A 24,346-nucleotide genomic window follows, 5' to 3' on the forward strand; every position below is an offset into this window, starting at 1 on the left:
ATGCAGCCGCGGACCGTACTCGCCGTGCTCGCCGAGTTGGCCCCGGCCGCCGCCGAGCGCATCCTGGACGTCACCCGGGGCTCGCAGCCGATGGTGTGGCTGGAGATCGCGGAGAAGGCGCCGCGGGAGAAGACGGTCGAGCGTCTCGCCGCCCTCGACGCGTTGCACCGCGAGGAGCGCATCCTCCACCGGGGCTGGGGCTTCCTCGCCGGCCGCGCCGAGATCGAGGGCAAGCCTCGCAAGGTCCGGTTGCCGTTGCTCAGCCAGCCGGTGCGCCTGGAACGGTCCATGCTCGGCTACCGGGTCGTTCCGGCCGGCGACGTCGAGGTGACCCCGCTGGTCGCCGACCCTGAGCTGGCCGCCGCGTTCGAGGCCGCGCCCGGCCTGGCCGCACCGGGCTGGCTGGAGGCGGTCGGCAGCGGCGCGTGGCTGAGATCGGTCGCCGACGCGACCGGCTTCACCGTCGGCGAGACGATCGGCCCGAAGCAGCGGATCCCGCGGGAGGGTCTGGTCCTGGTCGGGGCCGCGGCGCTCTTCGTGGTCCGGGACGTGTTCGGCGGCGGCCTCGCCGACAGCCTGCGCAGTTGGGCCGGGCGTGACCTCTCGGCGACCGCGCTCGCCGCGGTCTACGGCGAGTCCGGCAACGGCGAGTCCGGCGACGGTGCGACCGGCGACGGTGCGACCGGCGACGGTGCGACCGGAACCGACCACGAACCGGTCCTGTCGCCGCTGCCGCTGACCGGGCCACAGGAACGAGTGGTGATCCGGGCCCGATCAGAACCGGTCACAGTGGTCTCCGGACCGCCGGGCAGCGGCAAGAGCCACACGGTGGTCGCGGCCGCGTTGGAGGTGGTCGACCGGGGCGGATCGGTGCTGGTGGCGACCCAGTCCCCGCACGCCGCCGAGGTCCTCGCGGGCCTGCTGGCCCGCTATCCGGGCTCGCCGCCGGTCCTCTTCGGCGACGCGGGCGGCCGAGCCGGGCTGGAGGCCGAACTCGCGGCGGGCGCGGACCAGGGGGTCGAGGCGGGCGTCATCCGTTCCGGTCAGGCGCGAGTTAGGGCCGCTCATGCAGCGGTACGAATGAGACGTTCCGGGATCGTGTCCGCGTTGGACATCGAGCGGGTCGCCGCCACGCTCCCCGATCACCAGCCGCGCCTGCCCGAACTCTCCGCCGACGTGCCCGGCGCCTTCACCGAAGCTCTCGACCGGATCCGGGCGCTGCTGGCCGTCGAGCCGGGCGCCGGGTGGTGGTCCCGGCGCCGCGCCCGGTCGGCCCGGCGCAAGGCGTTCCGGCTGCTCGGCGCGGCCGGTTCGGTGCCGGAGGAGATCGTCTCCGAAGCACTCGCCGCGGCCGCCGCCCAGCGTGCCGCCGCCCACCTCGCCGCCACCGGCGGTACCGACCTCACCACCCGCTGGGCCGCCCTGCACGACGCCGAGCGCGAGCTGCGCGAAGTGGTCGGCCAGACGATGCGCGACCGCGCGCGTAGCGCGGAGCGCTGGAACCGCGACGCGCGCCGCGCGGCCGGCGCCCTGGCCGCGGCGTTGCGGGCCGGCCGTAACCGCCGCCGTGAGCTGCTCGCCCGGATGGAGGCCGCCCCGCTGGTCCGCGCGCTGCCGCTGTGGATCGGCACGGTCGCCGACGTGGAGGATCTGCTCCCGCCCGAGCCCGGCCTGTTCGACCTGGTGGTGATCGACGAGGCGTCGCACGTGGACCAGATCCGGGCCGCGCCGGTGCTGGCCCGCGCCCGCCGCGCGCTGATCGTCGGCGACCCGCGGCAGCTGCGGTTCGTCTCGTTCGTCAGCGACGTCGACGTGACCCAGGTGCTCGCGGCGCACGACTGCGACGAGCGGCTGGACGTCCGCCGGGTCAGCACCTACGACCTCGCCACCGCGGCCGCCCCGGTCACCTGGCTGGCCGAGCACCACCGCAGCGTCCCGCATCTGATCGACTTCCCGGCCCGGCGCTTCTACGGCGGCCGGGTCTCGGTGATGACCCGCACCCCGCTCGCCGACGCGACGGACGCCATCGACGTGCTCCACGTCCCGGGCGAGCCCCTGGTCAAGGGCGTCAACGAGGCCGAGGTGGCGGCCGCCCTGGCCACCGTCCAGCGGCTGGCGGCGGCCGGTCACCGGGGGATCGGGGTGATCAGCCCATTCCGCGTTCAGGCCGAGGCCCTGGAAGCGGCCCTGCTCAAGGCGTTGCCCGTGGAGCGAATCGAGGAGCTGCGGCTGCGGGTCGGCACGGTGCACGCGTTCCAGGGCAGCGAGGCGGACGCGGTGGTGGTCTCCCTGGCCCTGCTCGACGGGGACGCACCGAGCCGTCGCCGCTTCGTCACCGACCCGCCCCTGTTCAACGTCATGGTCACCCGGGCCCGCCGCAAGCTGGTCGTGCTCACGTCCCTGACCGGCCCGCCCGGTCTCCTCGGCGACTATCTACGGCACGCCGAAGGGCCGCGTGAGGTCGGCCCCGGCGCCGAGCCGTCGGGCTGGGCCGCGGATCTGGCCGCCGAGTTGAAGCGGCTCGACGTCGAGGTGCGACCGGGATACCCGGTCGGCCCGTGGACCATCGACCTCTGCGTGGGGGACGTCGGCGTCCTCTGCGCCGTGCACCCGGACGGACCCGGCACCCACCTGGAACGCCAGGGCGCCCTGCACCGGGCGGGCTGGCACCTGATCGACGCCTTCCCGAGCCGCTGGCACGGTGACGTCCGCCGCGCCGCCCTGGAAATCGCGGTCCTGGCCGGCGCCGGTCAGGCGGCCGGCGCCGGACGATGATCTTTTGCTCCCGTCTGCTCCCAGCGGCGGGAAATGCGGTGATGGCGCCTGGCCTGGCCTGCGGAAGCACCGATCTCCGCCCGGCGGGCGCGGCACGGGCCGGAGCGGGCAGCCGGATCGCGCGGCAGGGCGGGACTGCCCTGATAGGAACGGGTCGGCGTAGCGCGTACCGGAAATGGGTCTTCAGCGGTCGCGGATCAGGAACCAGGCGATCCAGCCGGCGCCGATGATGAAGCCGAAGCTGATCAGGCGGTAGAGGACGACGGCGGCGATCGCCGTGCCGGTGGCTACGCCGCCGGTGACCAGGCCGAGGATCAGGGCGCTGTCGATGACGCCCAGGCCGCCGGGGACGATCGTGATGGTGGCGGCAGCGTAGCCGGCGCAGAACGTCAGCAGCAGGTGGGCCACGCTGATCGGTGTGCCACCGCTGACCGCGTGGAGGCAGAGCCACAGCGCCGCGGCGTCGAGAAGCCAGTTGAGTACGGCGAACGCCGCGGCCGCGGCACCGTGAGCGGGCGTGAGGCGGGCGGCGCGGAGCTGGGCGGCGAAACCGGTGAGCCGGTCCAGGCCTCGGTCGGCGGGACGGTGCAGCAACCGGTTGACCGGGGCCAGTAGGCGGGCGACCGTCCCGGGGCGGCGGGTGGACCACCGGGCGCCGAGGGTGAGCAGCGCGGCGGCCAGGGCGAAGGCGGCGAGTGTCGCCCAGTCCGGGGTCCGGTCGGCGGCGAGGACACTCACCGCCGTCACCGAGGCGAGCGCCCCGGCGGAGAGGATGCCGGACAGGGCGATGCACCAGGACGCGACTGCCGGGGTGGCCCCGAACCGGCGCATCTGCTGATAGTTGAGCCGGGTGGAGAAGGCCGGGCCGCCGGGCAGGGTGACGCTGAGCGAGTGGGCGGCGTAGGCGAGGGCCACGTGCCGGTGCAGCGGCGCGTCGACCCCGGCGGAGCGCAGCAGCCGGCGCTGCATGCGGGCGTAACTGGCCATGGCGGCGAGTTCGGCGAGCAGCGCGAGGGCCACCCAGCCGGGATGCGGCGACTCCAGCCGGCTCAGCGCCGCGGTCAGCGACGGCCAGGCCACCACCAGTTCGACGCCGAACAGGACCACCAGCGCCCCGGCCGCGACCCGGCGTCGTTTCACGGACGCGGTAGCGACGGTCATCGCCGGCTCCTTAAAAGAACGGTCGTTCGCTTTATCGTCGACCGATCCGCCCGGCTACGTCAAGCGCGCCGGCGCCGGAGTCCGGACGCCGGCGCTTTCGGCGGGATCAGGGCCAGGAGACCTTCGGGCCGCAACCCTCGAGGATCAGCTTGCCGTCATTGGGGGTGTCGTCCTCGATGCGGAAGATCCCGTTCCCGAGGGAGTCCTGGTTCGCCCAGCCCTTGATGTCGGTGCCGGCGATGCGGCCGTACCACCAGTTGTTGTTGTAGGTGTTCGTGGTCATGCACCACAGGTAGAACTTGGTGCCCTTCTTGATCTTGCCGACGTGACCGCACTCGCCGTACGGGCCGTTCTTGACGTTGTAGTCCACGGCGGCCACCACGTAGCCCTGGCCGTTCACCACCTCCCAGCCCGGATTGCAGGTGACGCCGGCCCGCGCCGGACCGGTGACGCCCAGGACCCCCGCGGCGGTCATGGCCACGGTCATCGCCGCCGCGACGGCCCGCCGCCTGACTCGTTCCTCGATCGATTTCATGGGCCGCAGCATAGAGCGGTACGTCGATGTGATTCTCAGGCGCTCGTGAAGAATGTGCCGGTCGCCTCGCCGCCGACCGGACGGGCGATGCAGTGCAGCAGGGTGTCCTCGCCGACCTTGATCGGCCAGGCCTCGCGCACCCAGCCGCTGGTCCGGTCCGGACGGCGGCTGCGGGTCGCCATGAACTCCTCGCCGCAGGCCACGGCGATCTCCGACTTCTCGATCAGCGGATCGGCGTCGTCGATCACGACGCCACCGGCCGGGACGTCGACCGCGGCGTACGTCTCCCAGACGTGCTCCTCCGAGCAGTCCAGGCGCCGGGGCGACTCGGGCACCCCGGCGCTGACGTTCAGCCCGCCCCAGCACATCGGCTCCACCGGGCAGAAACCTCCGGCGCACGTGGTGAAACGCACCGGCAGCTGGTCCTGGGTGGTCCCCTCCTCGGCCGTGGTCGTGGTGACGGCCGGGTTCGAGTCCGGCCGGCTACCCCAGATGACCAGACCGGCGACGACCAGCGCCATCGCCGCGAAAGCCGCCAACATCAAAGGCAACATCGAGCGGCGTACGGCGGGGGCGGCCACCGGCGCCACACCGGTCACCGAGGCGCGGGCCGCGGATGCCAGCTCGGCCGCCGACTGCCAGCGCTCCTTCGGGTCGACGGCGAGCGCCCGCTCGACCACGGCCTGGACCGGAATCGGCAGTCGCACCTTCATCGTGCGGGGGCCGGACTGGAGCCGCTGGAGCGCCACGGCGTACGGGTTGTCGCCGACGAAGGGCTTCTCCCCCGCCAGGCACTCGTAGGCGACCAGGCCCAGCGAGTAGAGGTCGCTGCGCGGCCCGGCCGGCTCACCCCGGACCTGCTCCGGCGACAGGTACGTGGGGGTGCCGAGGATCGCCCCGGACACCGTCAGCCGGCCCGCGTCCTCGTGGCGCGCGATACCGAAGTCCGTGATGACGACGGTGCCGTCCGGGCGTACCAGAAGATTCGCGGGTTTGATGTCGCGATGCACCAGGCCCTGCGCGTGGACGGCCTGGAGCCCGTCAGCGACCTGCGCGATCAGGCCCATCGTCTCCTCCGGCCCGAGGCGGCCGCGCGTCAGCCGCTGGGCGAGCGACTCGCCGTCGACGAACTCCATCACCAGGAAAGCGACACCGAGACTGTGGCCGAAGTCGTGAACGGAGGCGACCGCCGGATGGTTGATCCGGGCCATCGAGGTGGCCTCGGTCGTGAAGCGCCGCCCGAAATCCGGGTCGGCGTCCAGGCCGGGCAGCATCGCCTTCACCGCCACGTAGCGCTGAAGCACCTCGTCGACGGCGAGCCACACCTCACCCATCCCGCCGGCGCCGAGCCGCCGATGCAGACGGTACCGATCGCTCAGCCGGATCCCAGCCTGCAACACGTCAGCCGACACGGCGGACAGCTTAGGGCTCCCGTCCCGGTCCCGGACATCGACCGGCTGGTCGGTTCCACTTCGTGGCGGGCCTCCATGACCGTTCTCATGGCCCCTCTACGCTGTAGCGATGCGTGGGGTGGCACTGGTTACCGGGTCGGTTTCGGGGATCGGGGAGGCGACCGCGCGGCGGCTCGCGGCGGACGGGTTCGTGGTGGCGGTGCACTCGCGGGCCAGCCGGGACGCCGGGATGGCGCTGGCCGCGGAGCTGGGCGGGACGTATCACCAGGCCGACCTCGGGGACGACGACGCGGCGGCCGGGCTGGTGCCGGCGGTCGCTGAGCGGCACGGGCGGCTCGACGTGCTGGTCAACAACGCCGGGATCTCCTGGCCGGTGCCGCACGGGGACCTGGCCGGGCTGACCCCCGCCGACTGGCGCAAGCTGCTGGACGTCAACCTGATCGCCCCGTGGGTGCTGTGCACCGCGGCGCTGCCGTACCTGCAAGCCGCCGAGGGCTGCATCGTCAACGTGACCAGCCACGCGGGAGTCCGGCCCAAGGGCAGTTCGATCGCGTACGCCGCGAGCAAGGCCGCCCTCAACCACGTGACGAAGCTGCTGGCCGCCGCCCTCGGCCCCCGGGTACGGGTGAACGCCGTAGCGCCGGGGCTGGTCGACACGCCGCTCACCGCCGACTGGACGGCCGCGCAGGAACTGTGGAAGTCGTCGAGCCCGATGGGCCGGGCCGCCCGGCCCGCCGACGTGGCGGATCTGATCGCCATGCTGGTCGGGCACCCGTACCTGACGGGCGAGGTGATTCTGCTCGACGGCGGCCTGAACCTCCGTTGAGCATGACGAAAGGGAGCGAACATGACCGAGGCTGAGCTGCTCGACGCGGAACGGCGCCTCCAGCAGGCGCAACGCGACGGCGACGTGGCGGTGCTGGAGGAACTGCTCGACGACCGGCTTGTCGCGATCGGGCCGGACGGCGCCCGCTACCGCAAGTCCGACGACCTGGACGCGTACCGTTCCGGCTCCTCGGTCGTCGACTCGCTGACCGAGGAGGACCTGGAGGTGCTGGTCGTCGACCGGACCGGCGCGACGTTCGCCCTGTGCGCGGTGGCGGGCACCTTCGGCGGCGCCCCGTTCACGGCCCGGCTGCGTTACGCGCGCACATGGGCGTACCAGGAGGGTCGTGGCTGGCGGATCGTGGCCGCCCAGATCTCGCCGGCGTAGGTCAGATGATCTCCCAGTTCAGTAGGCCGTGGCCGTCCACAGTCGGGCGGTAGCGGCCGTCGTAGGGGCGGCCGGTCTCCAGCGCGGTGGCGGTGTCCTCCAGCAGTTCGGTGACCGAGGCGGGCCAGCGGGCGAAGTCGGTGCCGTCCTCCGGGTAGAACTCGCCCACCCGCCCGTGGCCGCCCGGCCGCTGGTCGACGAGCAGGCAGCCGCCGTCGCCGGCCGACGCGAACGGCACGAACTGCCGGTGCCACCAGTCCTCGGCCGGCCAGGAATCGGCGACGCCGGCCAGGACGGTGCAGGTGGACCGCCAGTCGCCGAGGATCTCGTCGAGGGACTCCGGCGAGAAGAACGGCGGCAGGTCGAAACGGGCCTCCGGAGCTACCCCGTCGTGGCGGCGCAGCGAGGCGACCAGGTCGGCCGGGAACGCCACCGACATGCGGCGCTGCAACTCGTCGATCCGCTTCGCGCCGGCTGGTGGCCGCGGTCCGCGGGCGCTGGCCGGGGCGTTCGCGGCGAGCCACCTCTCGATGCGCTGCCAGGCTCTGTTCACCCGCTGGGTGGTGGCGGTGTCCGGGCGGGTGGGGGTGATCGCGCCGGCGTTCTCCGGGCAGACGGCGGTCGACGGCGGCCGGGGGCGCGACGGCGGGACGTAGGTCGACGGATGCGGAATGTACGGCCTGGCCGTCGTCTCGATCTGGTCGATCTGGTCGAGGTGCGCCGAGTAGATGGGCTGGCTGCTGCACCAGCCGAGGCCGCACGCCAGCAGGACCATGATCACGAAGACGCCGAGCAGGCCGAGGACGAATCGCTTGCCGTTGATCGGCTTGCCCCCGGTGGCGTCGAGCACCGGGGTGGCGGGCTGGGTCGCCACCCGCAGCATCGGCTCGAACCATTCGGCGGCCTTGGCGAAACGGCCGCCCTCGCTCGGCGTTTCGGCCGCATCCGAAGTCGGTTCGCGAGGCTGGTCCGGATCAGTGGCAACAGTCGAATCAGGAGTCCGGGACAGGACGGACGCCGAGTCCGAATCGCCGGGCGTGCCGGGATCGGGGGCGGCGGCCGGAGCTGGCGTGGGCTTCTCTTTCAGGGCGGTCGCCGGGATCCGGCCAGCCGGTGGGAGCGGCAGCGCGCTCTCATCGACATCACCGACGGTGACGACCGCCGCGGACAGGTTGCGCCCGTGCAACGCGTCGACGACGAGGCTGGTGTGGTGCGCCGCGTCCGGACCCGGCCCGGTCACCACCACGGCGGGCGCGCCCATCGCCAGGGCCAGGTCGGCGAGCGTCCACCCGCTCCCGCCCACCGGCAGCAGCAGGCCCACGTCGGCGGCGACCAGCACCAGTTCGTAGCATCGGCTCATCCCTTCGGCCAGGTCACGGACCCGCTCCAGGGGCAGCCGGGCGGTCTCGGCGACCTCCAGCACGCCGGCGAGGAACGGCCGTGCCGGATCGTCGTCCGGCATGGTAGTGCCGATCAGGACGGCCGCCACCGGCGCTTCGGTGGCCGCCGCCAGCCCGGCCAGCACGATCCGCCAGTCGGCGCCGGCCGAGGTGGCCGCGATCATCCACGGCCCACGGCCCGTCCACCCCCGGTTCACGCCGTCACTCTAGGTCCATCTGGCGGATCACCCAAGCGCGAGGCGAGGTCCAGGTGGTGGCCGCTGTCAGGCGTCACCAGGGCCAGACCCGCAGGTCACCGGATCGGCCAGGGGCGGCACCCGGCCGCTTCCACGTACGTCGATCGGTTCGGATAGGCTGGCGGCCGTGCCCGGGGACCTGCGTGACTTCGTCGCGTCTGCGGCGCCGATCTTCCTTCGACTGATTCCGGCCACGCCCGCCCGGCTGCTGGGCCGCGCCGCAGCGCCGGAGCACCTCGCCCCGGATCCCGCTCTCGGCCCGTCCCGGCCCTCGGAGCCGGGCGACAACGCCTGCCTGGTCGCGCTGCGTTCGGCCGGGAACCTTCCGGCCGAGCGGCTGCTGGGCGCCCTCGAACTCGCCATCGACGGCTTCGACTGGAGTGCCGCGCCGGACCTCACCGGCGATCTGCCCGGTCTTCCGCCGAACATGCTCTACGGGATGGTTTCCGGTTTCGGCCAGCAGAGCGAGGCGGTGTCCGCGGCGGCCATGCTCGATCGGATCAGACCCGGCGTCGTGGACCGCATCGTCGCCCTCTCCCGCGAGGTGGCGCCGACCGGAATGGCGGCACCGGACGAGAAGGCGGCGCCGGCCAGAAAGGCGGCGAGGGCCGGAATCGGGGTCACCGGGGACGAACCCGCCATCGCGGCGGCTCACGGCGCCGCCCACCTCGCGGTTGCCGTGGTGGTCGCCGGAGCGGTCGTCGCGCAGACCGCGCCGCCGCTGGTCGACCGGGCCGCGGCCACCGTCGGGCTCGCGCTGGGTGCGGCGGTTCTGCTGCTGCGGGACACACCCATGCCTTCGGGGTACGCGTCCGCGCTCCTCGACCGCATCCGGGCCGAATATCTGCTGCCCCGGGCAACGTACGGGACGGCGATCGTTTCCGGGCACCGGTTCGGCCTGGTGGAGCACGACTTCCCGGACGTCGCCGACTTCTCCGGCAACGGGCTGGTGGCGGTCGCGGACGGCGGTGTGGTGATCCGTACCGGGATCGCGGACGGCCAGGTGAACCTCCAGTTGGAGGTGCGCGCCGACGCCCCGGAGGAGGTCGACCTCGACTGGGACGAGGTCGTCGAGGTGAACTGGCACGCCGCCGAGGGCCGGGCGTCGGTTCTGTCACCGGACGGCCGCGGTGCTGACCGGATGCGCCGGGAGACACCGCCGTGGCCGGGCGACTACCGGATCCGGGTGCATGCCCGCGGGCGTGACGACCTCGACGCCGACCACGAGCGGTACCGGATCGTCGTGTGGAGCGCGGAACCGGCCGCTGTGGACGTACACAAAAGGATTGATCTTCTCGGGCACCGGCTGCGCGGCGAGCCCGCGCCGAAGCGCCCACCGCGACCCGAACTCGCCTATCGCTGGATCGACCGCAGCGTCCTGACCGTCGCGGCGACCGTCACCGTGGTCACCGGAGCGACCGTCGAGCAGGCGCTGCGGGCGTTCGGCGCCGACCCGGACCGGCCCGAACGCATCGGCAGCCTGCGCCGTTCCGGCCAGTGGGTGAGTGTGCTGGACGCGGGCGGCGCGGTGGTGCTCGTGGAGGAAAACGGCTACCGCGGCGCGAACGCCGGCGTGCTGCGGGCGGCGTCGGCGAACGGCCGGGCGGCCAGTTGGTACTGGAACGTCAACGCGGTCACCCGGCTGTCGTTCGCCGAGGGCGGTGAGCTGCTGGCCGCCTACGAGCCGTTCGGTGACGAGGACTGGCCGCCGGAGTTGGCGCCCGTCCTGGCCGGGCTGGACTTCTCGGCAAACGGCGACCGGGACGGCAAGGGCCTGGTGGCGGTGGAGCGGTTCACCGGCCGCGGCCTGACCGAGGACGACCTGGCCCGGATCGAGAAGGCCGGCGTCGCCTACCGCATCGACGTCTGAACCCGTCCCCAGCCCTCCTGGTCCATCAGGCGCCGTTCGAACCAGTAGTCGGCGCTGCGGTTCGGATCGGGCAGGGTTCGGGCGGTATACCAGCGGTCGATGCGGGCGAGGGGCGTACGCAGAAGTGCTCTCTCCCGGCGGGGAAGATCCGCCAGGAGCTTTGCCAGCATCCACCGCGCGCCGACCGGATCGCACCAATGGCAGGAACAGCTCGGCAGCGGAAGGCAGAGGGCGACAGACCGGAGATCCGTACGGGTGGCCGGGTGCTGACGAGCGGGGTTTCCACCGGACCGCCCCGGCCGGCGGCCTGGCGACGGCAGCGAGGCGCCTGACCCGGGCGCCCACCACTCCGAGCCGCCGTTCACTCCGAACCGCCCGCAACTCCGGGCGGCCATCAGTCCAGACCGCCGGTCACTCCGAGCTGTCGGAGGCGCGTCGGCTGGTGTACGGCAGGACAAACAGGTATAAGCCGGTAAAAAGCAGCAGTACGAGCGGTGGCAGTGGTGTGTAGGAGACCCAGACGAGCGGGTCCTCTTGGGCGAGCGCGATGAACGTGACGACAACCGTGGCCGTGAAGACAATCGACGTCCATCGATGAATTTGCCGGACTCGCTTCTGCATCGTGAACCTCCTGGGTGCGACTCGTTGCACCCACAACGCTAGGTTCCGGCATGCACCGGTGGCTTCTTGATTCCTGATCATCAGCGAATTCGCTGCCCAACTGGTGTCGCTCTCCTTCAACGAGTGCACCGACGCGGTCCTGCGGTGGGCGCGCGACGGTGACACCCTGCTGACCTTCGATCCGTCAGGCGGGGCCGGAACTGACGGCTGCGGGATCACCAGCGTCATCGCCCGGCTTATCGCCGGCGGCCACGTCGTCCGGAAGACCGATCCCGCCGACCGGCGGCGCGCCGTCATCCGGGCGGCGGACGCATTCACCCGCCTCGGCGGAGCACACGGTGGAGTCGTCGCCCGCGCCGATGAGAGCACGTCAAGAGAGGCGACAACCCGAGATGGCCTGATGCCCGAAAACCCGCCCTCTCATATTTCGGATGCCGCCGTCTGGACGGAATGTCACACTGCCGCGGTGGAGCGCTTTCGGTGTGCTCGGTGCGGAAACGCGCTGAGCGTCCCGGTCCGGTTGGTGGAACTGTCGGCGGGGCCGCATTGGTCGCTTCTGGACTGCCACCATGTGAATCCTCCGCTTCTCGACCCTGGCACCTATGCAATCGACAAGGTCGCGTATGGCCGTGATCAGGTTGTCGGCACCTTCGTGCTCTCGCCCGGCGATGTACGCGGTACCCGATTCGTCCATGAGCTTGTTCTCACCGGCTGCTGGTCCCTCGTTGGGTGGAGTCCGTGTGTGGCCTGCGAAAGCTGTGGCGCCCTGGTCGCTTCCCGGACAGACGATTGCAGTGTCCGGCGCGTTCGAGGTATTCCTCCTCGTCTTTCCACTGCCATTGCCGATCGGCTGGGTCTTCGCCGAGGTGGCGGGGACGGGCGCCGTACCGGTCGGTGAGGCGTCGTTCGGCTGCTTCGTGGCCGGGTTTCTGCTGGCGGATCTTTTGCATGGTGACGCCGTTGAGGTAAAGGCCATCGGGTAGCTGCCATTGGGTGCGGCGCCGGGAGGACAGAACCGGACATTTTATGTTAAATATTCATAATGCTGATTAAGAAGCTCATGCGACCCTTGCTCGACTACGGCTGCTAGTCCATGATGGACGCCGATCTAGGTACCTATTCACGGGGAGAGTAGATGTCCAGTCACATCGCCGCGCGGACGCTGTCCGTAGCTGCTTTTGTCGCCCTGAGTACCTTCGTGGCCCCGATGGCTGCCCACGCCACGGCCGATGAGTGTGCTAGCCAGCGTTGGTCTGGCGGAAGTGACCAAGAGGGGTGGCAAGTGAGGTGCACGCTGCACAGGCCCGGTACAGACGCGTATCGCGCGAAGGCAGTCTGTCAGAGAGACACCAATCCCAGCAGCAAGGTCACGGTGTATGGCCCGTGGTTGACCCTGGCAGGTTCCCAGTGGTCGGTTGCAAAGTGTGCAGTCAACTACTCCCTGTACAGCGGCACTAAAGAGGTCAAATAGTAGGTCGCCTCATCACGCCGTTCCATGTGACAGGCCGGCCTGCTGGCACAGGGTGGCGCAGCCGGTGTCCGAACGCGGCCACCGGGCTGGTGCTTGGACCTGCTGTTTCTCGGATTTCCTCGCCATGATTGTCCTTACCGAGGCGCGTACGGGCCGCCAGACCCCGCGAGGGTCGGCGGCCCGATGCATGCACGGTATCGACTCTCGGATTTCCGACTCTGCCAGTAGCCGGATAGCGGGTCTCGTTGCCGTCGCGTGTGATGCGGCGATCAATGCCGTCGGCACCGGCGACGTAGTGGCCGGGAACGATTCGCTGCCCGAGAAGGGCAAGAGCCCCCGTAGCCCTTATTGCTGCACATTTGCCGGACTATCCTGCAGCGGCGAACCCCTTGCACTGATCTGCCGCAGAGAACGCTCGCCGGCTGGCAATCAATCATCGAGGGTCATCGCGAAGGCTGGCCCCGCCGTGCGGACATCCAACCGGCCGTGATTGCCCTGCGAATTCCGGATGTAATGGTCGCGGGTGCCCCCGAGTAGCGGCCGCACCACCGAGCACGGCCGCGACTAGGAGTGCCGAAGATCAGCCGCTTCGACGGTTGCCGTACTGGCGAGGGCTCTGCACCGTGCCGGAACGGCCCTGGACGCGGCCTGCGGCACCCCCGGTGTGGTTGGCGGGCGCCTTGCCTTTGGACCTGCGTGCCGCCCGGTTCTCGAAGGGCTTCGGCTGATCCTCGGATCCCGCTTCGGCGTCAGCGGAGGGAGCGGCGTCGCCGGCAGCGTCGGTCATCGGTGTCTCCTCGTGCTGTTCAGGGTCGGACTAATCGCTGGGGACCTTCAAGCGCGGCCGCCGCGATAAGCAGACGGTAGCGTAGACCACCCCAGCCGGGCCGGCTGCTCGATAGCCGATCTGGTCATGGCCGAACCAGCGTTGACCAGATCGTCCGCGTTGCCCTTGGTGAAATGAGAGGTCGGAGGGTCGTCCCAGATGTGAAGGCCAGACAATTCCGGACGGCAGCACCGACGACCCCCAGGATAGTCGGGTTGCGCACTTCAGCCCCCGAAAGCTGAGCCCTTCGCCCGACGTATTCTCATGCCGCGTCAAGTGCGCGCCGGTCTGGCGGGTTCGGCACTCTCCGCGCCAGGCCTGATGCCCGTGATGCGGATGGGCGCTCGAACGTCATCGCTATCTCGGCATCCGGCGTTGCGGAACCGGAGAGGGTAGCGTCCATGTTGTGGAGGTGTTTTCCCGCAACGGCATGCGGTTCGACGTGTCGGACGAGGGACCGGTGGGCGCGGAGACGGTCGTGCTCCTGCACGGGTTCCCGCAGAGTGCGCAATCGTGGATCGGCGTTTCCCGGCCGCTGCTCGCGGCCGGTTACCGGGTCATCGCGCCGGACCAGCGCGGTTACACCCCGCAGGCCCGGCCTCGGTCCCGGCGGGCTTACCGGCTCAACGAGCTCGTGGCTGACGTCGTGGCTCTCGTCGATGCCGCCGGGGCCGAACGGGTTCACCTGGTAGGCCACGACTGGGGCGGCGGGGTTGCGTGGATGGTCGCCGCCACGAGACCGGATCGCCTGCATACCCTCACCGCCGTTTCCGCACCGCACCCACGTGCGGTGGTCAAAGCCATGCTGACCAGTCGGCAGTCCTTGCAGGCGTGGCACGTCGGGTTCTTCCAGGTGCCGTGGCTTCCCGAAGCTGCCATCCGGTCGCGGGGCGGCCGGTTCGCGGTGGCAATGCTCGAGCAATCCGGTCTCAGTGCTGACCTGGCGAGGGCGTACACCGACCGGTTCATCAACGACCCCGACGGCCTGGCCGCCGCGCTGCGCTGGTACCGCGCCATGCCGCTCGACACCTCCGTCGGACTCAGGACCGGCGCGGTCACCGTCCCGACGACCTACGTCTGGAGCACCGACGACATCGCCATCGGTCGCCGTGCCGCGGAGCTGACCAGCCGGTGGGTGACAGGCCCGTTCGACTTCAAAGTGCTCGAAGGCGTTTCGCACTGGATCCCCGAACAGGCGCCGGATGAACTGGCCACGTACATCCTGGAGCGGATCAGAAGCATTTCGCCGGCGACCTGAATGACGCGTCGTTGAGGTTGACCGGCTCGGCATGGGAACGTTTGCCGATCCTCCACGCCATCCGCCGGCGGACGCACGGATCTGCCACCTGGAGCGAGGGGCTCAGCCTCGCTCCCCAACCAGATCGTCGATGATCCAGCGGAGCGCGGAGACCGCGTTGGAGTACTTGAGCTACCGAGGATTCTGGTTCGACCTGGGATCGCACTCGTTGCGCATCCGGCGAAGCCGATCGACCACTCCTGGAGCTGCCGCTCCTCAACTGCCGCCGACAACGCGCGCCCGCGCTACGCCTGGATGGCTCCGGAAGTGCCCGGTCGGGAGACCGCGCGAGCACGGCGTGTGAGGCCGATCGCGAGTACGGCAGTAGTCAGGAGCGCGGTAGCCGTGAGATACCAGCCGATGCCGGGGCGGCTTGCCGCCACCGGATCAACAAGGTTCCCGACGCTGTCCATGCCGAGGGCGTGCACCCTCGTGCCGGCAATGTGGATGCCGTACCAACCGGCATTGCCCAACGCGGTCAGGGCACCCACGATCGCCGCCCACACGTACGCCCTTCGGGGGTACACCATGGCGGCCACGACACCGCCGAGCACCATCAGCAGCGCCCCGAGAAAGATCAAGGTGGGCAGCGCCGAGCGGTGGTCGAGCATCACGGACAGCCCGCTGCGCTCGCCGGTCAACGGGTTGCTCTCCCACGTCAGCCCGACCCCAGCGGCGGCGGTCACTACCGACGCGCACACCGGCAACCACGATCCCCAGCGCATGGTGTTCCGACGCGGTGCGGAATCGCTGGGTTCCCACTGCCGCCGCAGCAAAAAAGAACAGCCGGCCGATATGAGGGTACCTATTGTGCCGATATAAGAGGAACAACCCTTCCGTCTCGGCAATCCCTCAGAGGGGCGTTGGTCACCACTGTGCGAGCATTCCGCCTATGCCTGAGTTGGTTGTGCGCCCGATGGGGCAGTCAGAGTTCGACCAGTGGTACGAGGCGTCCACCCGAGTCCTCGCTGCGTCGCAAGTCGCCGCCGGCAACTGGTCTGCCGAGGAAGCTTTGACATTGGCACACGAGGCACGCCGCGCCCTGCTGCCGGATCGGTTGGCGACGGCGGGCATGCTATTCCTGGTGGGACTTCTACCCGATGGCACTCCCGTGGGTAGTGCCTGGCTGGGACTGACGCACCCTCGTGGCACTCCGAACTGCGCATTTCTGTACTTCATCGAGGTCGACGAACAGCACCGGGGAACCGGCTACGGGCGGGTATTGCTCACGGCATCCGAAGATGCCGCACGATCGCACGGGGTGAGATCTTTGGAACTCAACGTATTCGGCTCCAATACCCCCGCGATCCAGCTGTACGAGACATCGGGATATGGCGTCGTCACTCAGCAAATGAGAAAGTCCTTGGACGAGCAACAGTCCTGACACGCATTCGCATGCCGCGATCGGCGCGCTACCCGTGTGACGGGGTCGGCTCGCCCAGCAGGCGGATCGCCAGAAAGGGCTCTGGCGGAGCCGACAGAGATCACATCCGCTTGATGTCTGCTGGCGAGAGCCCGTCATCATCAACGCATGAAACGACGGTGGTCTCCTCTTGTCACGCTGACGCTCCTGGTCGGCTGCTCAGCTCCCGCGGCCCCCTCGGCTCCCGCGGCCCCCTCGGCTCCCGCGATTCCCTCGGCTCCCGCGGCCCCCTCGGAGGCCGCGCCGAAGCCGGTGTCGTGCACGTCGGGTCAGTTGACATTCGGGACGAGGTCTGCCGCTGCCCTGCTGACCGGCGTGACGCCGGTGCTTGAGGCGAACGCCAAGGGCATGACCTTCGACGAGCACTATGCGGAGATCAACACCCGGACGGCCGGTGTGCGGGCGGGTGCCGAGGTTCCGGCCGAGGACGTCTATCGGCAGCTGGCCGCCAAGTACGCGGACAAGCTGCGGCCGTTGGTCGAATACGGCACCGTGCACCACCTGCCCATCGGCGACTCGGTCACCTTCGGCGGGACGGGGCGTTTCGTAGGCTACGACTGGATCCGGACCGTCGACGTGCCGTTCAGCTATACCTGCGGTGGCACCACCAGTCGGGGTGTGGTGACCTCGTGGGAGGCGGGCGGCCAAGGTGGCCTTCTGAATTGCGGCGAGCCAGATGTTGACGCCAGCGATGACGCTGTCGCGATGATGCGCCAAGTGCGCACACTGCGCTGCGATGAAGGCTGACCCAGACTCGGGGTCGCAGGAGACAAGTCTGGCAAGGTCACGGGCACTGATCTGCCGCTGGGTGGACGTCGGGCGAACAGCCGGATTTCTCCATGGCGAGCTTCGGAGACGCGTCGGTGCGCAGCGCGTCGTCGATCTGCGGCGCCCAGACGGTTTCCAGCGACACCCGGTAGTCCTCACGGTCGGGGGTGACCGCGTAACCCTGCGGCGGCATCCCGGTTGAACGGGAACGGGTCCCGCGTGGCCGGTCGCTCAGCGTCGCAGAGGGCCGGCCGGACCGGGGCACCGGTATTGACGGGCATGCCGGTGGTGGCCCGGCCACAACAGCCGGGCCGGGCATCGGGAGTTGAGCGGTCGAAGGCGCCGACGCCGACCTACCTGAGCCGTTTCCCGTGGTCTGCGGAGTGGTCAGCGGGTCAGGCAGGCCACAGCGCCGGTATCGATGACCGGCCAAGCCGTGATACCCGGATCGAGGGGCCTGCCGACGCCTCGAATCAGACTCATCGCGTACGACGCGGCGCGCCGCGGGCGCTAACGGTCGGGTCGGTGGAGTTCAACCGACCGCGTCGAAAGTGTGTGAGATACCGCCAATAGCCATCCGGACAATCGGGCGGGTACGGTACAGACGCCGTGCCGGTGATCTTGTTCCGCCTCGGTGGGACAGAAGGCTGATTGGGGAGTAATCGATGCCCGGAGCAGGTCGCTGGCTGAGCTGGTCACGCCGGCGGCGGCCCGAGCAGAGCGAACCCCTCGTCGCGCCGGAAGCCGTACCGGAGAAGGAACCGGCGCCGGCGGAGAAGCCGGACCCGTGGCGTCCGATCGCCGGCGAGTTCGCGCTCCGCCTCCTCACCCTCACCTGGGAGGCCGTTCACCACATCGGCGAAGCCGAGTTCCGCGAGCAGGACGCCGAGCGGCGCCAGGTCCTGTTCCGGATCGATCATTCCGTCACCCGGGTCCGCCGCCTCGCCGAGAACCTGCGGGTGCTCACCGGCGAGCCGCTCGACGACCCGGATCAGCAGATCACCTCGCTGTACGACGTCACACACGCGGCCGGCGCGGCCGTCGAGCACTACGAGCGCCTGCACTTCGGCCCGATCGCCGACCTCGCGGTGGCGGCGGCCGCGGCCGACGACGTGATCCGGATCCTGACCGAGCTGATCGACAACGCCGACCGCTATTCTCCGCCGACCGAGCCGGTCACCATCTCCGCGCACCTGACCGGTGACGGCGACGTGGTGATCCGCGTCGAGGACGTCGGGATCGGACTCAACCCGGCGCATCTGCCGTGGATCGAGCGGCTGCTGTCGGACCCGTCCGAGCCCGCCGCCAGTGAGCTGCATCCGGGGCATCTGGGCCTCACCGTGGCCGCCGTGCTCACCCATCGCCACGGGTCGCTGCGGGTGCGCCTGGTGCCCCGGCAGCCGCGGGGCACGACCGCGATGCTGCTGATCGGCGCGGACCTGCTCTGCGAGGCGCCGCGGCATGACCCGGTGCCCGAGCCCGAGCCCGTGGCCGTGGCCGCGGCCAACCATCAGAACGACGTGACGATGGTTCTCCCGACGGTGCAGGGGCCGATGCCTCGCCGTATTCCGGCCAGTGTCCGCGGCACCGGCCCGCTGCCGCTCCCGGTTCCGGCCCAGCGGCACCAGACCACCTGGCACGACGACGCCGCCGACTTCAACGCCGGTGTGGACGCGGCCCGGGCCAGAGCCTCCCAGCAAAGTGCCGCCCCCCAAGGAAGAACCGAAGGACCGCAATGACTGACTACCGTTCCCCCGCCGGTGCCAGCGAAGGGGCCGACGGCGGCCAACCGGACGTCTCCTGGCTGATCGGCCAGCTCGTCCGCGAGGTGCCGACGATCACCGCGGTCGTCCTGGTCTCCGCCGACGGCCTGCAACTCGCCTCGTCCGGCCACCTGAGCCGTGAGCACACCGAGAGCGTCGCCGCGCTCGCCGCCGGATTCCTCGGGATCACCGGCCAACTCGGCGGCCTCCTGCAGCTCGGCGCCCCGGAGAACCTGAGCATCCGCTACCCGCACGGCCATCTGGCCTTCCTGCGCATCGATGACCCGTCCGGCGAGTTCGTGGCGGCGCTGCTGGTCTCCGCCCAGCCGCAGACCCAGATCGGCCAACTGGGATACGCCATGACCACATTCAGTCAGGCCGTCGGTCACGCGCTCACCCCGGAGACCCGTCACGCGCTGCACCAGAACACCCTGCCCGCGCCGGCTCGCTGATCGGAGGCACCGATGGCTCGAAGGCCGGGGCTGCACTGGAAGGTGCGCCCGTACATGACCGCCCGGGGTCGGACCAGCAGCCGCAACCCGCTGTTGATCCACACCCTGGTCTCCACCGGCGACCGGTACGACCCGGCTCTCGCCGCCAGCCTGGCCCCGGCCTCCCGGTCGCTCTACGAGCAGGCCCGCCGGATGTGTTCGGTCGCCGAGCTGTCGGCGACCTGCGGCCTGCCGCTCGGCCTGACCCGTCTGCTGATCAACGACCTGCTCAAACTCGGTCAGCTGGTCGTGCATGACACCCGTTCCTCGCAAGACCTAGCGCTCCTGGAGAGACTTCGTGCCGGCCTTCTCCGACTCACGTGAGGCGAACCTGAACCGGAAGCTGGCCTCGGCGAAGATCGTCATTGCCGGCGGCTTCGGCGTCGGCAAGACCACCGCTGTCGAGGCGATCTCGGAGATCCCGGCGATCCGCACCGAGTCCTGGATGACCGCGGCGGCGGCCCAGATCGACCGGCTCGACCCGGGCATCGACAAGGTCACCACCACGGTCGCGATGGATTTCGGCCGGGTGACCATCGACGACTCCCTCGTGCTGTACCTGTTCGGCACGCCGGGCCAGCCCCGGTTCTGGCCGATGTGGGACGACCTGGTCCGGGGTGCGGTCGGTGCTCTGGTCCTGGTCGACACCAACAATCTGGAGAACTCGTTCGCCGCGGTCAACTACTTCGAGAACGACGCGACGGTGCCCTGGATCGTCTGTGTCAACCCGTTCCACGGGGTTCTGACCCACGAGCTCTCCGCGGTACGGGAGGCGCTGACCCTGCCTCCGCACATCCCGCTGATCGCCGCCGACGTCCGCGATCCGCGCAACGTCGCGCGCGCGTTGCTGACCGTGGTGGACCACGCGACCGAACGTCAGTTAGCTCTACAGGAGACAACAACATGCGCAAGATCCTGATTGTCGGGGCCGGTCAGGCCGGACTCCAACTCGCTCTCGGGCTGCGGGCCGAGGGCTACGAGGTCACCCTCATGTCGGCGCGCACGCCGGAGGAGATCCGGACCGGCTGGCCCACCTCCACCCAGGCGATGTTCGACCTGTCGCTGAACACCGAGCGGGCGTACGGGCTGAACCACTGGGAGGACCGGACGCCGCCGATCCACGGCCTGCGCCCCCAGCTCTCCGTCGAGAAGGGTCAGTTGGCGCTGGCCTTCAACGCACCGCTGGAGCGCCCGGCCCAGTCCACCGACCAGCGGATCAAGATGGCCCGCTGGCTGGAGGACGCCGAGGAGCGCGGCGTCGAGGTGATCTACAACGCGGTCACCACCCAGGACCTCGACGCGATCACCCAGCTCGGCCGGTACGACCTGACCGTGGTCGCGGCGGGCAAGGGTGACCTGGTCGCGATGTTCGACCGGGACCCGGCCCGCTCGCCGTACACCGCGCCGCAGCGGGGCCTCGCCGTCGCGTACGTCCACGGTCTGGAGCCGGACCCGGAGTGGCCGGAGCCGCACGTCGGCTTCCACGCCCTGCCCGGCCTCGGCGAGCTGTTCGTGATCCCCGCCCTGACCCACACCGGTCCGTGCGACATCCTCTTCTGGGAGGCGATCCCGGGCGGCCCGCTGGACCGCTGGGCCGGTCACACCGGCCGGATGGTGCCCGAGGAGCACCTGGCGATCACCCTCGAGCTGATCCGCGAATACCTGCCCTGGGTCGCCGCGCGGGCCGCGAACGTGCGGCTCACCGACGACAAGGCCACCCTGCACGGCCGCTACACGCCGACCGTCCGCCATCCGGTCGGCCACCTGCCCGGCGGCGGCAAGGTGCTCGGCCTCGCCGACGTGGTCATCGCCAACGACCCGATCACCGGCCAGGGCAGCAACACGGCGGCCAAGGCCGCGAACCACTACCTGCGGGCCGTCCTGGCCCGTGGTGACCAGCCGTTCGACGAGCAGTGGATGACCGACACGTTCGAGGCGTTCTGGACCGCGCACGGCCAGGCGGTGACCGGCTGGACCAACGCCATGCTCCAGCCGCTCCCGCCGCACGTGCAGCAGTTGCTCGGCGCGTCCTCGCAGAACGAGGAGATCGCCCGCCGCTTCGCGGCCGGCTTCAACGACCCGAACGACCTGCTCAACTGGTTCGTCGACCCGGAAAAGGCCGCCGCCTATCTCGCCGAGGTCAACGGCGCCTGAAACCCGTCCACGGTACGACGGTGGGCCCGCACCTCAGGCGTGCCCACCGTCGTCATGCGGCTCGCCGGCGCCGACACGTGCGGGGAGGCGGCGCCGCCCGCCTGATCGGCGACATCGCAGCATCAGCCGCTTCACCAGATCAGCGCTGTTCCCACTGCTTTTTGGTGATCTCGTACCGCACACCCCCGTACTCGGCACCCTCGACCATCTGCATATCGGGAGGAGTGTCGAGGGTGCCCGTCATCGTCATCCCGACCTTCTCCATCACCTTGCGGGAACCATCGTTCAGGGACATCGTCGCGGCCCAGACCAGGTGCACGCCAAGCTCCGTGAACCCCTTGGCCAGCAATGCCCTTGAGCCCTCGGTGGCGTACCCCTTGCCCCACTCCGCCTGGCGCAGCCGGTAGCCGAGTTCGACCTCATCCAGCGGGCCTTCTTCCTCGGGACACAGAAGGAACCACCCGACGAAGGCACCGCGGTCCTTGTCGTACGCCGCGAACAGCCCGAAGTTGCCGTCCCACCTCTCGTAGCCGGCGAGAATGTTCCGCAGACCGCGCTCGCGGTAGTGCTCCGGTGCGGTCGGCTCGCCGCCGGTCAGATAGCGCATGACCGCCGGGTCGCTGTCCAGTTCGATCAACAGCTCCGCGTCGTCAGTGGTGAAGCGGCGCAAGGTCAGGCGCTCGGTGTCCAGGTAGGCATCCATGCGCGCATGTTGGTCTACACAGGCGGGAAAGGCCAACGCTTTCCGGCCCGGGGCCGCCCGGCGCAGCCGGGTTCATCGGAGGCGAAGAGGACCTCGACGTGGGAGAAGCCCTCCAGCCCCCTGCATGCAGGCGCCGCCGAAGCGCTCGTCGACGACGATGGCGCTACGGACGGCGCCCCAGTGGTCGGTGTGCTGAACGTCGGTCCGGTGGCTGTGGACCGTACCGATCGGGGTGATCTCGAGGTTTTCATCTCCTCACCCCAGGAGGAGCAGCAAGCTGATCGCCGCCATCACCGCGGCGGTGGCGGCGTGGACGCCGTAGGCGGTCGCCTTGGGCCCGCCGCTGCGCAGCACGATCAGGGTGTCGCCGACGGGTATGCCGGCGGCGGCCAGCAGGGACCAGCCGAGCAGGTGGGGCGCCGCCCCGGCCACCAGGATGAGGATGATGAGCCCCAGGCCGATGTCGCGGGCGGCCTTGACGGCCAGCCACGCCTGAAAGGTTCGGTCGTCGGTCGGCGTGCCGGGGATGCCGAACCCGGAAGCGGCCTGTGGCCTGAGAAGCCCGTTCACCCCCATGAGGACGACCAGGACTCCGATGATGGCGGTGAGCGTCTCGGCGACGGTGATGAGCATGGATACCTCCGGACAGAATCTAGCGGCGCTAGAACTTGTAGCGACGATATTCTGTCGATGCAAGGATGTCTAGCACTGCTAGGATTCGGCCATGTCTCCCGCCAGCGAGCGCCGTGAACGCGAACGCGCCCATCGCCATCAGATGATCATCAGATCCGCACGTGAACTGGCCGAGGCCGAAGGCTGGGAGGCCGTGACGACACGACGGCTGGCGGAGCGGGTGGAGTACAGCCAGCCGGTGCTCTACAGCCACTTCAACGGCAAGGACGCCATCGTGGCGGCCGTCGCCCTGGACGGCTTCGCCGAACTCGCCGCCGAGCTGCGCGGCGCACGGCAGGCCACCCCGGAAGCCGGGCGGGCGCTGCGGGCCGTCTGCGACGCCTACCTGCGGTTCGCGACCGAGCGGCCCGCCCTCTACCAGGCCATGTTCGTCCTGCCCACGAACCTGAAATTCGCGAGCGCCGAGACCCCGGCATCGCTACGGGCGTGCTTCGACGAGTTCGTCGCCTGCTTCGACCCGGGCAACAAGCGACGCGAACTGGTCGCCGAGGTCGTCTGGAGCGCGCTGCACGGCATCACGGTCCTCTCCGGCTCAGGCCGCATCCCCGCGGCCTGGCAGGAGGAACGCCTCGACTTCCTGGTCACTCAGCTCGCGCGGACACCATAGGAGCGGGTTCGGCGGCGGGGGCCGGGGGCTCGGCCGGGATGGCGGCGATGCCGGCCAGGATGAGGACACCGCCGGCCATCTGGAGCGTGGTGAGCTGTTCGCCGACGACGATCCAGGCGAGGATCGAGGCGAAGACCACCTCGAGGAGGCCGACGAACGAGGCCAGGCGGGAGCCGAGCCGGCTGGAGCCGAAGATCCCCGAAGCGTACGCGATGGCCGTGCCGAAGACGGCGACCACCGTGAGCGGCACCCACCACGGGACCGGCGACCCGAGCAGCGGCACGTCGCCGGTGGTGGCCGCCATCGGGACGAGTCCGGCGAGACCGGCCAGGGCCAGGGTGAGACCGCCCAGCAGGAGCCCGGTGCCGGCGAGCGCGACCGGTGGGAGGCCGTCGGCGGGCCGGGCGGCGACCACGAAGTAGACCGCGCATCCGACGGCGGCCGCGAACGCCAGCGCGACGCCGAGCGGGTCGACGGCTTCGAGCGCGCCGGGGCCGATGACCAGGACGAGGCCGCCGATCGCGAGCACCGAGCCGAGCAGCACGGCCGGGCGGGGCAGGCGGCGGGTGGTCAGCGCGACCCAGATGACCAGCAGCAGCGGCGCCAGGTATTCGATGAGCAGTGCCGCGGAGACCGGGATGCGGCGGATCGCCGCGAAGTAGGTGAGCTGGGTGAACGCGACGGCGATGACGCCCATGCCGAGCACCCGCCGGCGGCCCCGCCACAGCGCGTCCCAGCGCCCGCGCAGCGCGAACAGCACGAACGGCAGCAGCAGGAGACTCGCGGTGAGCGCCCGGGCGGTGACCGCGGCGGCCGGTGACCACCCGGCCTCCAGCAGCGGTTTGATGAACGCGCCGGAGGTGCCGAAGGTGGCGGCCGAGGTGACCGCGGCGGCCAGCCCGATGGTCTGCGACGGCAGCTTCACGG

Annotated in this window: 26 protein-coding genes; 14 read left to right on the top strand and 12 right to left on the bottom strand. The window is 70.4% G+C overall.

Annotated features, from left to right (window positions below; all coding sequences use genetic code 11):
- Window positions 1–2,775, top strand: coding sequence for an ATP-binding protein (locus BJ964_RS39655; RefSeq protein ID WP_188125465.1), 2,775 nt, complete (start codon window positions 1–3; stop codon window positions 2,773–2,775).
- A gap of 183 nt (window positions 2,776–2,958) precedes the next feature.
- Here BJ964_RS39655 and BJ964_RS39660 read toward each other — a convergent pair whose 3' ends face one another.
- From BJ964_RS39660 to BJ964_RS39670, 3 genes are all read right to left on the bottom strand, one after another.
- Entirely contained in the window at window positions 2,959–3,936 is a 978-nt protein-coding gene (locus BJ964_RS39660) for a lysylphosphatidylglycerol synthase transmembrane domain-containing protein (protein WP_188125466.1), read from the bottom strand.
- A gap of 106 nt (window positions 3,937–4,042) precedes the next feature.
- Complete coding sequence (locus tag BJ964_RS39665; protein ID WP_188125467.1) at window positions 4,043–4,471, bottom strand: hypothetical protein; 429 nt, start codon at window positions 4,469–4,471, stop codon at window positions 4,043–4,045.
- A gap of 35 nt (window positions 4,472–4,506) precedes the next feature.
- Entirely contained in the window at window positions 4,507–5,883 is a 1,377-nt protein-coding gene (locus BJ964_RS39670) for a serine/threonine-protein kinase (protein ID WP_188125468.1), read from the bottom strand.
- Between the two features lie 109 nt (window positions 5,884–5,992).
- On the opposite strand from BJ964_RS39670, the gene BJ964_RS39675 reads away from it, so the two are divergent.
- Window positions 5,993–6,709, top strand: coding sequence for an SDR family NAD(P)-dependent oxidoreductase (locus tag BJ964_RS39675; protein WP_188125469.1), 717 nt, complete (start codon window positions 5,993–5,995; stop codon window positions 6,707–6,709).
- 21 nt (window positions 6,710–6,730) lie between these two features.
- Window positions 6,731–7,096, top strand: a complete 366-nt coding sequence (locus tag BJ964_RS39680) for a nuclear transport factor 2 family protein (protein ID WP_188125470.1) — start codon at window positions 6,731–6,733, stop codon at window positions 7,094–7,096.
- Between the two features lies 1 nt (window position 7,097).
- On the opposite strand, the gene BJ964_RS49380 is transcribed toward BJ964_RS39680, so the two are convergent.
- Entirely contained in the window at window positions 7,098–8,693 is a 1,596-nt protein-coding gene (locus tag BJ964_RS49380) for an SMI1/KNR4 family protein (RefSeq protein WP_188125471.1), read from the bottom strand.
- 166 nt (window positions 8,694–8,859) lie between these two features.
- Here BJ964_RS49380 and BJ964_RS49385 point away from each other — a divergent pair, with 166 nt between their 5' ends.
- On the top strand, window positions 8,860–10,602 hold the full coding sequence (locus BJ964_RS49385) for a DUF6461 domain-containing protein (protein WP_188125472.1): 1,743 nt from the start codon (window positions 8,860–8,862) through the stop codon (window positions 10,600–10,602).
- Here the strand turns inward: BJ964_RS49385 and BJ964_RS39695 are convergent.
- Complete coding sequence (locus BJ964_RS39695; protein WP_188125473.1) at window positions 10,584–10,772, bottom strand: hypothetical protein; 189 nt, start codon at window positions 10,770–10,772, stop codon at window positions 10,584–10,586. The genes BJ964_RS49385 and BJ964_RS39695 overlap by 19 nt on opposite strands.
- A 241-nt stretch (window positions 10,773–11,013) precedes the next feature.
- Window positions 11,014–11,223 (bottom strand): hypothetical protein, encoded by a 210-nt coding sequence (locus BJ964_RS39700; RefSeq protein ID WP_188125474.1) that lies wholly within the window; start codon window positions 11,221–11,223, stop codon window positions 11,014–11,016.
- A 794-nt stretch (window positions 11,224–12,017) separates the two neighbouring features.
- On the opposite strand from BJ964_RS39700, the gene BJ964_RS39705 reads away from it, so the two are divergent.
- Window positions 12,018–12,206 carry a hypothetical protein gene (locus BJ964_RS39705; protein ID WP_188125475.1) on the top strand — a complete coding sequence of 63 codons (189 nt, stop codon included), beginning with the start codon at window positions 12,018–12,020 and terminating at the stop codon, window positions 12,204–12,206.
- 1,068 nt (window positions 12,207–13,274) lie between these two features.
- Here BJ964_RS39705 and BJ964_RS39710 read toward each other — a convergent pair.
- On the bottom strand, window positions 13,275–13,481 hold the full coding sequence (locus BJ964_RS39710) for a hypothetical protein (RefSeq protein WP_188125476.1): 207 nt from the start codon (window positions 13,479–13,481) through the stop codon (window positions 13,275–13,277).
- Between the two features lie 469 nt (window positions 13,482–13,950).
- Between BJ964_RS39710 and BJ964_RS39715 the strand changes: the two genes are divergently transcribed.
- Window positions 13,951–14,778, top strand: a complete 828-nt coding sequence (locus tag BJ964_RS39715; RefSeq protein ID WP_188125477.1) for an alpha/beta fold hydrolase — start codon at window positions 13,951–13,953, stop codon at window positions 14,776–14,778.
- Between the two features lie 284 nt (window positions 14,779–15,062).
- On the opposite strand, the gene BJ964_RS39720 is transcribed toward BJ964_RS39715, so the two are convergent.
- Window positions 15,063–15,458: a hypothetical protein gene (locus BJ964_RS39720; protein ID WP_188125478.1), complete on the bottom strand. Its 396-nt coding sequence runs from the start codon at window positions 15,456–15,458 to the stop codon at window positions 15,063–15,065.
- A 251-nt stretch (window positions 15,459–15,709) separates the two neighbouring features.
- Between BJ964_RS39720 and BJ964_RS39725 the strand changes: the two genes are divergently transcribed.
- Together BJ964_RS39725 and BJ964_RS39730 are read left to right on the top strand one after the other, a co-directional pair.
- The gene (locus BJ964_RS39725) at window positions 15,710–16,201 is read left to right on the top strand and encodes a GNAT family N-acetyltransferase (protein WP_188125479.1); all 492 of its coding nucleotides are present in this window, start codon (window positions 15,710–15,712) and stop codon (window positions 16,199–16,201) included.
- 354 nt (window positions 16,202–16,555) lie between these two features.
- A complete protein-coding gene (locus BJ964_RS39730) occupies window positions 16,556–16,987 on the top strand; it encodes a hypothetical protein (RefSeq protein ID WP_188125480.1) in 432 nt (143 codons plus the stop codon).
- Between the two features lie 37 nt (window positions 16,988–17,024).
- Here the strand turns inward: BJ964_RS39730 and BJ964_RS39735 are convergent, their stop codons facing one another.
- A complete protein-coding gene (locus tag BJ964_RS39735; RefSeq protein WP_188125481.1) occupies window positions 17,025–17,201 on the bottom strand; it encodes a hypothetical protein in 177 nt (58 codons plus the stop codon).
- A 472-nt stretch (window positions 17,202–17,673) separates the two neighbouring features.
- Between BJ964_RS39735 and BJ964_RS39740 the strand changes: the two genes are divergently transcribed.
- From BJ964_RS39740 to BJ964_RS39760, 5 genes are read left to right on the top strand one after another with little or no spacing between them, the layout of a single operon-like run.
- Window positions 17,674–18,747 (top strand): sensor histidine kinase, encoded by a 1,074-nt coding sequence (locus tag BJ964_RS39740; protein WP_188125482.1) that lies wholly within the window; start codon window positions 17,674–17,676, stop codon window positions 18,745–18,747.
- Window positions 18,744–19,223 (top strand): roadblock/LC7 domain-containing protein, encoded by a 480-nt coding sequence (locus tag BJ964_RS39745; RefSeq protein ID WP_188125483.1) that lies wholly within the window; start codon window positions 18,744–18,746, stop codon window positions 19,221–19,223. Before BJ964_RS39740 ends, BJ964_RS39745 begins: the two co-directional genes overlap by 4 nt.
- Before the next feature lie 54 nt (window positions 19,224–19,277).
- A complete protein-coding gene (locus BJ964_RS39750; protein WP_203832644.1) occupies window positions 19,278–19,586 on the top strand; it encodes a DUF742 domain-containing protein in 309 nt (102 codons plus the stop codon).
- Entirely contained in the window at window positions 19,561–20,181 is a 621-nt protein-coding gene (locus BJ964_RS39755; protein WP_229806949.1) for a GTP-binding protein, read from the top strand. Before BJ964_RS39750 ends, BJ964_RS39755 begins: the two co-directional genes overlap by 26 nt.
- On the top strand, window positions 20,166–21,416 hold the full coding sequence (locus tag BJ964_RS39760) for a styrene monooxygenase/indole monooxygenase family protein (RefSeq protein WP_188125485.1): 1,251 nt from the start codon (window positions 20,166–20,168) through the stop codon (window positions 21,414–21,416). Before BJ964_RS39755 ends, BJ964_RS39760 begins: the two co-directional genes overlap by 16 nt.
- Window positions 21,417–21,555: 139 nt before the next feature.
- On the opposite strand, the gene BJ964_RS39765 is transcribed toward BJ964_RS39760, so the two are convergent.
- Both BJ964_RS39765 and BJ964_RS39770 read right to left on the bottom strand, forming a co-directional pair.
- Complete coding sequence (locus BJ964_RS39765) at window positions 21,556–22,119, bottom strand: GNAT family N-acetyltransferase (RefSeq protein WP_188125486.1); 564 nt, start codon at window positions 22,117–22,119, stop codon at window positions 21,556–21,558.
- Between the two features lie 255 nt (window positions 22,120–22,374).
- Window positions 22,375–22,752 (bottom strand): DUF4267 domain-containing protein, encoded by a 378-nt coding sequence (locus BJ964_RS39770; RefSeq protein ID WP_188125487.1) that lies wholly within the window; start codon window positions 22,750–22,752, stop codon window positions 22,375–22,377.
- A gap of 91 nt (window positions 22,753–22,843) precedes the next feature.
- Here BJ964_RS39770 and BJ964_RS39775 point away from each other — a divergent pair, with 91 nt between their 5' ends.
- On the top strand, window positions 22,844–23,419 hold the full coding sequence (locus BJ964_RS39775) for a TetR/AcrR family transcriptional regulator (RefSeq protein ID WP_188125488.1): 576 nt from the start codon (window positions 22,844–22,846) through the stop codon (window positions 23,417–23,419).
- On the opposite strand, the gene BJ964_RS39780 is transcribed toward BJ964_RS39775, so the two are convergent.
- Entirely contained in the window at window positions 23,394–24,344 is a 951-nt protein-coding gene (locus BJ964_RS39780; RefSeq protein ID WP_188125489.1) for an EamA family transporter, read from the bottom strand. The two genes, BJ964_RS39775 and BJ964_RS39780, sit on opposite strands and share 26 nt — an antisense overlap.
- Window positions 24,345–24,346: the final 2 nt, after the last annotated feature.

Source organism: Actinoplanes lobatus, assembly GCF_014205215.1.
GTDB lineage: Bacteria > Actinomycetota > Actinomycetes > Mycobacteriales > Micromonosporaceae > Actinoplanes > Actinoplanes lobatus.

Excerpts from the sequence above, each read along its gene's own strand:
- BJ964_RS39655 (WP_188125465.1), top strand. The coding sequence starts at position 1 with ATGCAGCCGCGGACCGTACTCGCCGTGCTCGCCGAGTTGGCCCCGGCC.
- BJ964_RS39675 (WP_188125469.1), top strand. The coding sequence starts at position 5,993 with ATGCGTGGGGTGGCACTGGTTACCGGGTCGGTTTCGGGGATCGGGGAG.
- BJ964_RS39665 (WP_188125467.1), bottom strand. The coding sequence starts at position 4,471 with ATGAAATCGATCGAGGAACGAGTCAGGCGGCGGGCCGTCGCGGCGGCG.
- BJ964_RS39695 (WP_188125473.1), bottom strand. The coding sequence starts at position 10,772 with ATGCTGGCAAAGCTCCTGGCGGATCTTCCCCGCCGGGAGAGAGCACTT.
- BJ964_RS39715 (WP_188125477.1), top strand. The coding sequence starts at position 13,951 with ATGCGGTTCGACGTGTCGGACGAGGGACCGGTGGGCGCGGAGACGGTC.
- BJ964_RS39740 (WP_188125482.1), top strand. The coding sequence starts at position 17,674 with ATGCCCGGAGCAGGTCGCTGGCTGAGCTGGTCACGCCGGCGGCGGCCC.
- BJ964_RS39770 (WP_188125487.1), bottom strand. The coding sequence starts at position 22,752 with ATGCTCATCACCGTCGCCGAGACGCTCACCGCCATCATCGGAGTCCTG.
- BJ964_RS39680 (WP_188125470.1), top strand. The coding sequence starts at position 6,731 with ATGACCGAGGCTGAGCTGCTCGACGCGGAACGGCGCCTCCAGCAGGCG.
- BJ964_RS39745 (WP_188125483.1), top strand. The coding sequence starts at position 18,744 with ATGACTGACTACCGTTCCCCCGCCGGTGCCAGCGAAGGGGCCGACGGC.
- BJ964_RS39660 (WP_188125466.1), bottom strand. The coding sequence starts at position 3,936 with ATGACCGTCGCTACCGCGTCCGTGAAACGACGCCGGGTCGCGGCCGGG.
- BJ964_RS39750 (WP_203832644.1), top strand. The coding sequence starts at position 19,278 with ATGACCGCCCGGGGTCGGACCAGCAGCCGCAACCCGCTGTTGATCCAC.
- BJ964_RS39760 (WP_188125485.1), top strand. The coding sequence starts at position 20,166 with ATGCGCAAGATCCTGATTGTCGGGGCCGGTCAGGCCGGACTCCAACTC.
- BJ964_RS39700 (WP_188125474.1), bottom strand. The coding sequence starts at position 11,223 with ATGCAGAAGCGAGTCCGGCAAATTCATCGATGGACGTCGATTGTCTTC.
- BJ964_RS39765 (WP_188125486.1), bottom strand. The coding sequence starts at position 22,119 with ATGGATGCCTACCTGGACACCGAGCGCCTGACCTTGCGCCGCTTCACC.
- BJ964_RS39735 (WP_188125481.1), bottom strand. The coding sequence starts at position 17,201 with ATGCCGCCGCAGGGTTACGCGGTCACCCCCGACCGTGAGGACTACCGG.
- BJ964_RS39710 (WP_188125476.1), bottom strand. The coding sequence starts at position 13,481 with ATGACCGACGCTGCCGGCGACGCCGCTCCCTCCGCTGACGCCGAAGCG.
- BJ964_RS39725 (WP_188125479.1), top strand. The coding sequence starts at position 15,710 with ATGCCTGAGTTGGTTGTGCGCCCGATGGGGCAGTCAGAGTTCGACCAG.
- BJ964_RS39775 (WP_188125488.1), top strand. The coding sequence starts at position 22,844 with ATGTCTCCCGCCAGCGAGCGCCGTGAACGCGAACGCGCCCATCGCCAT.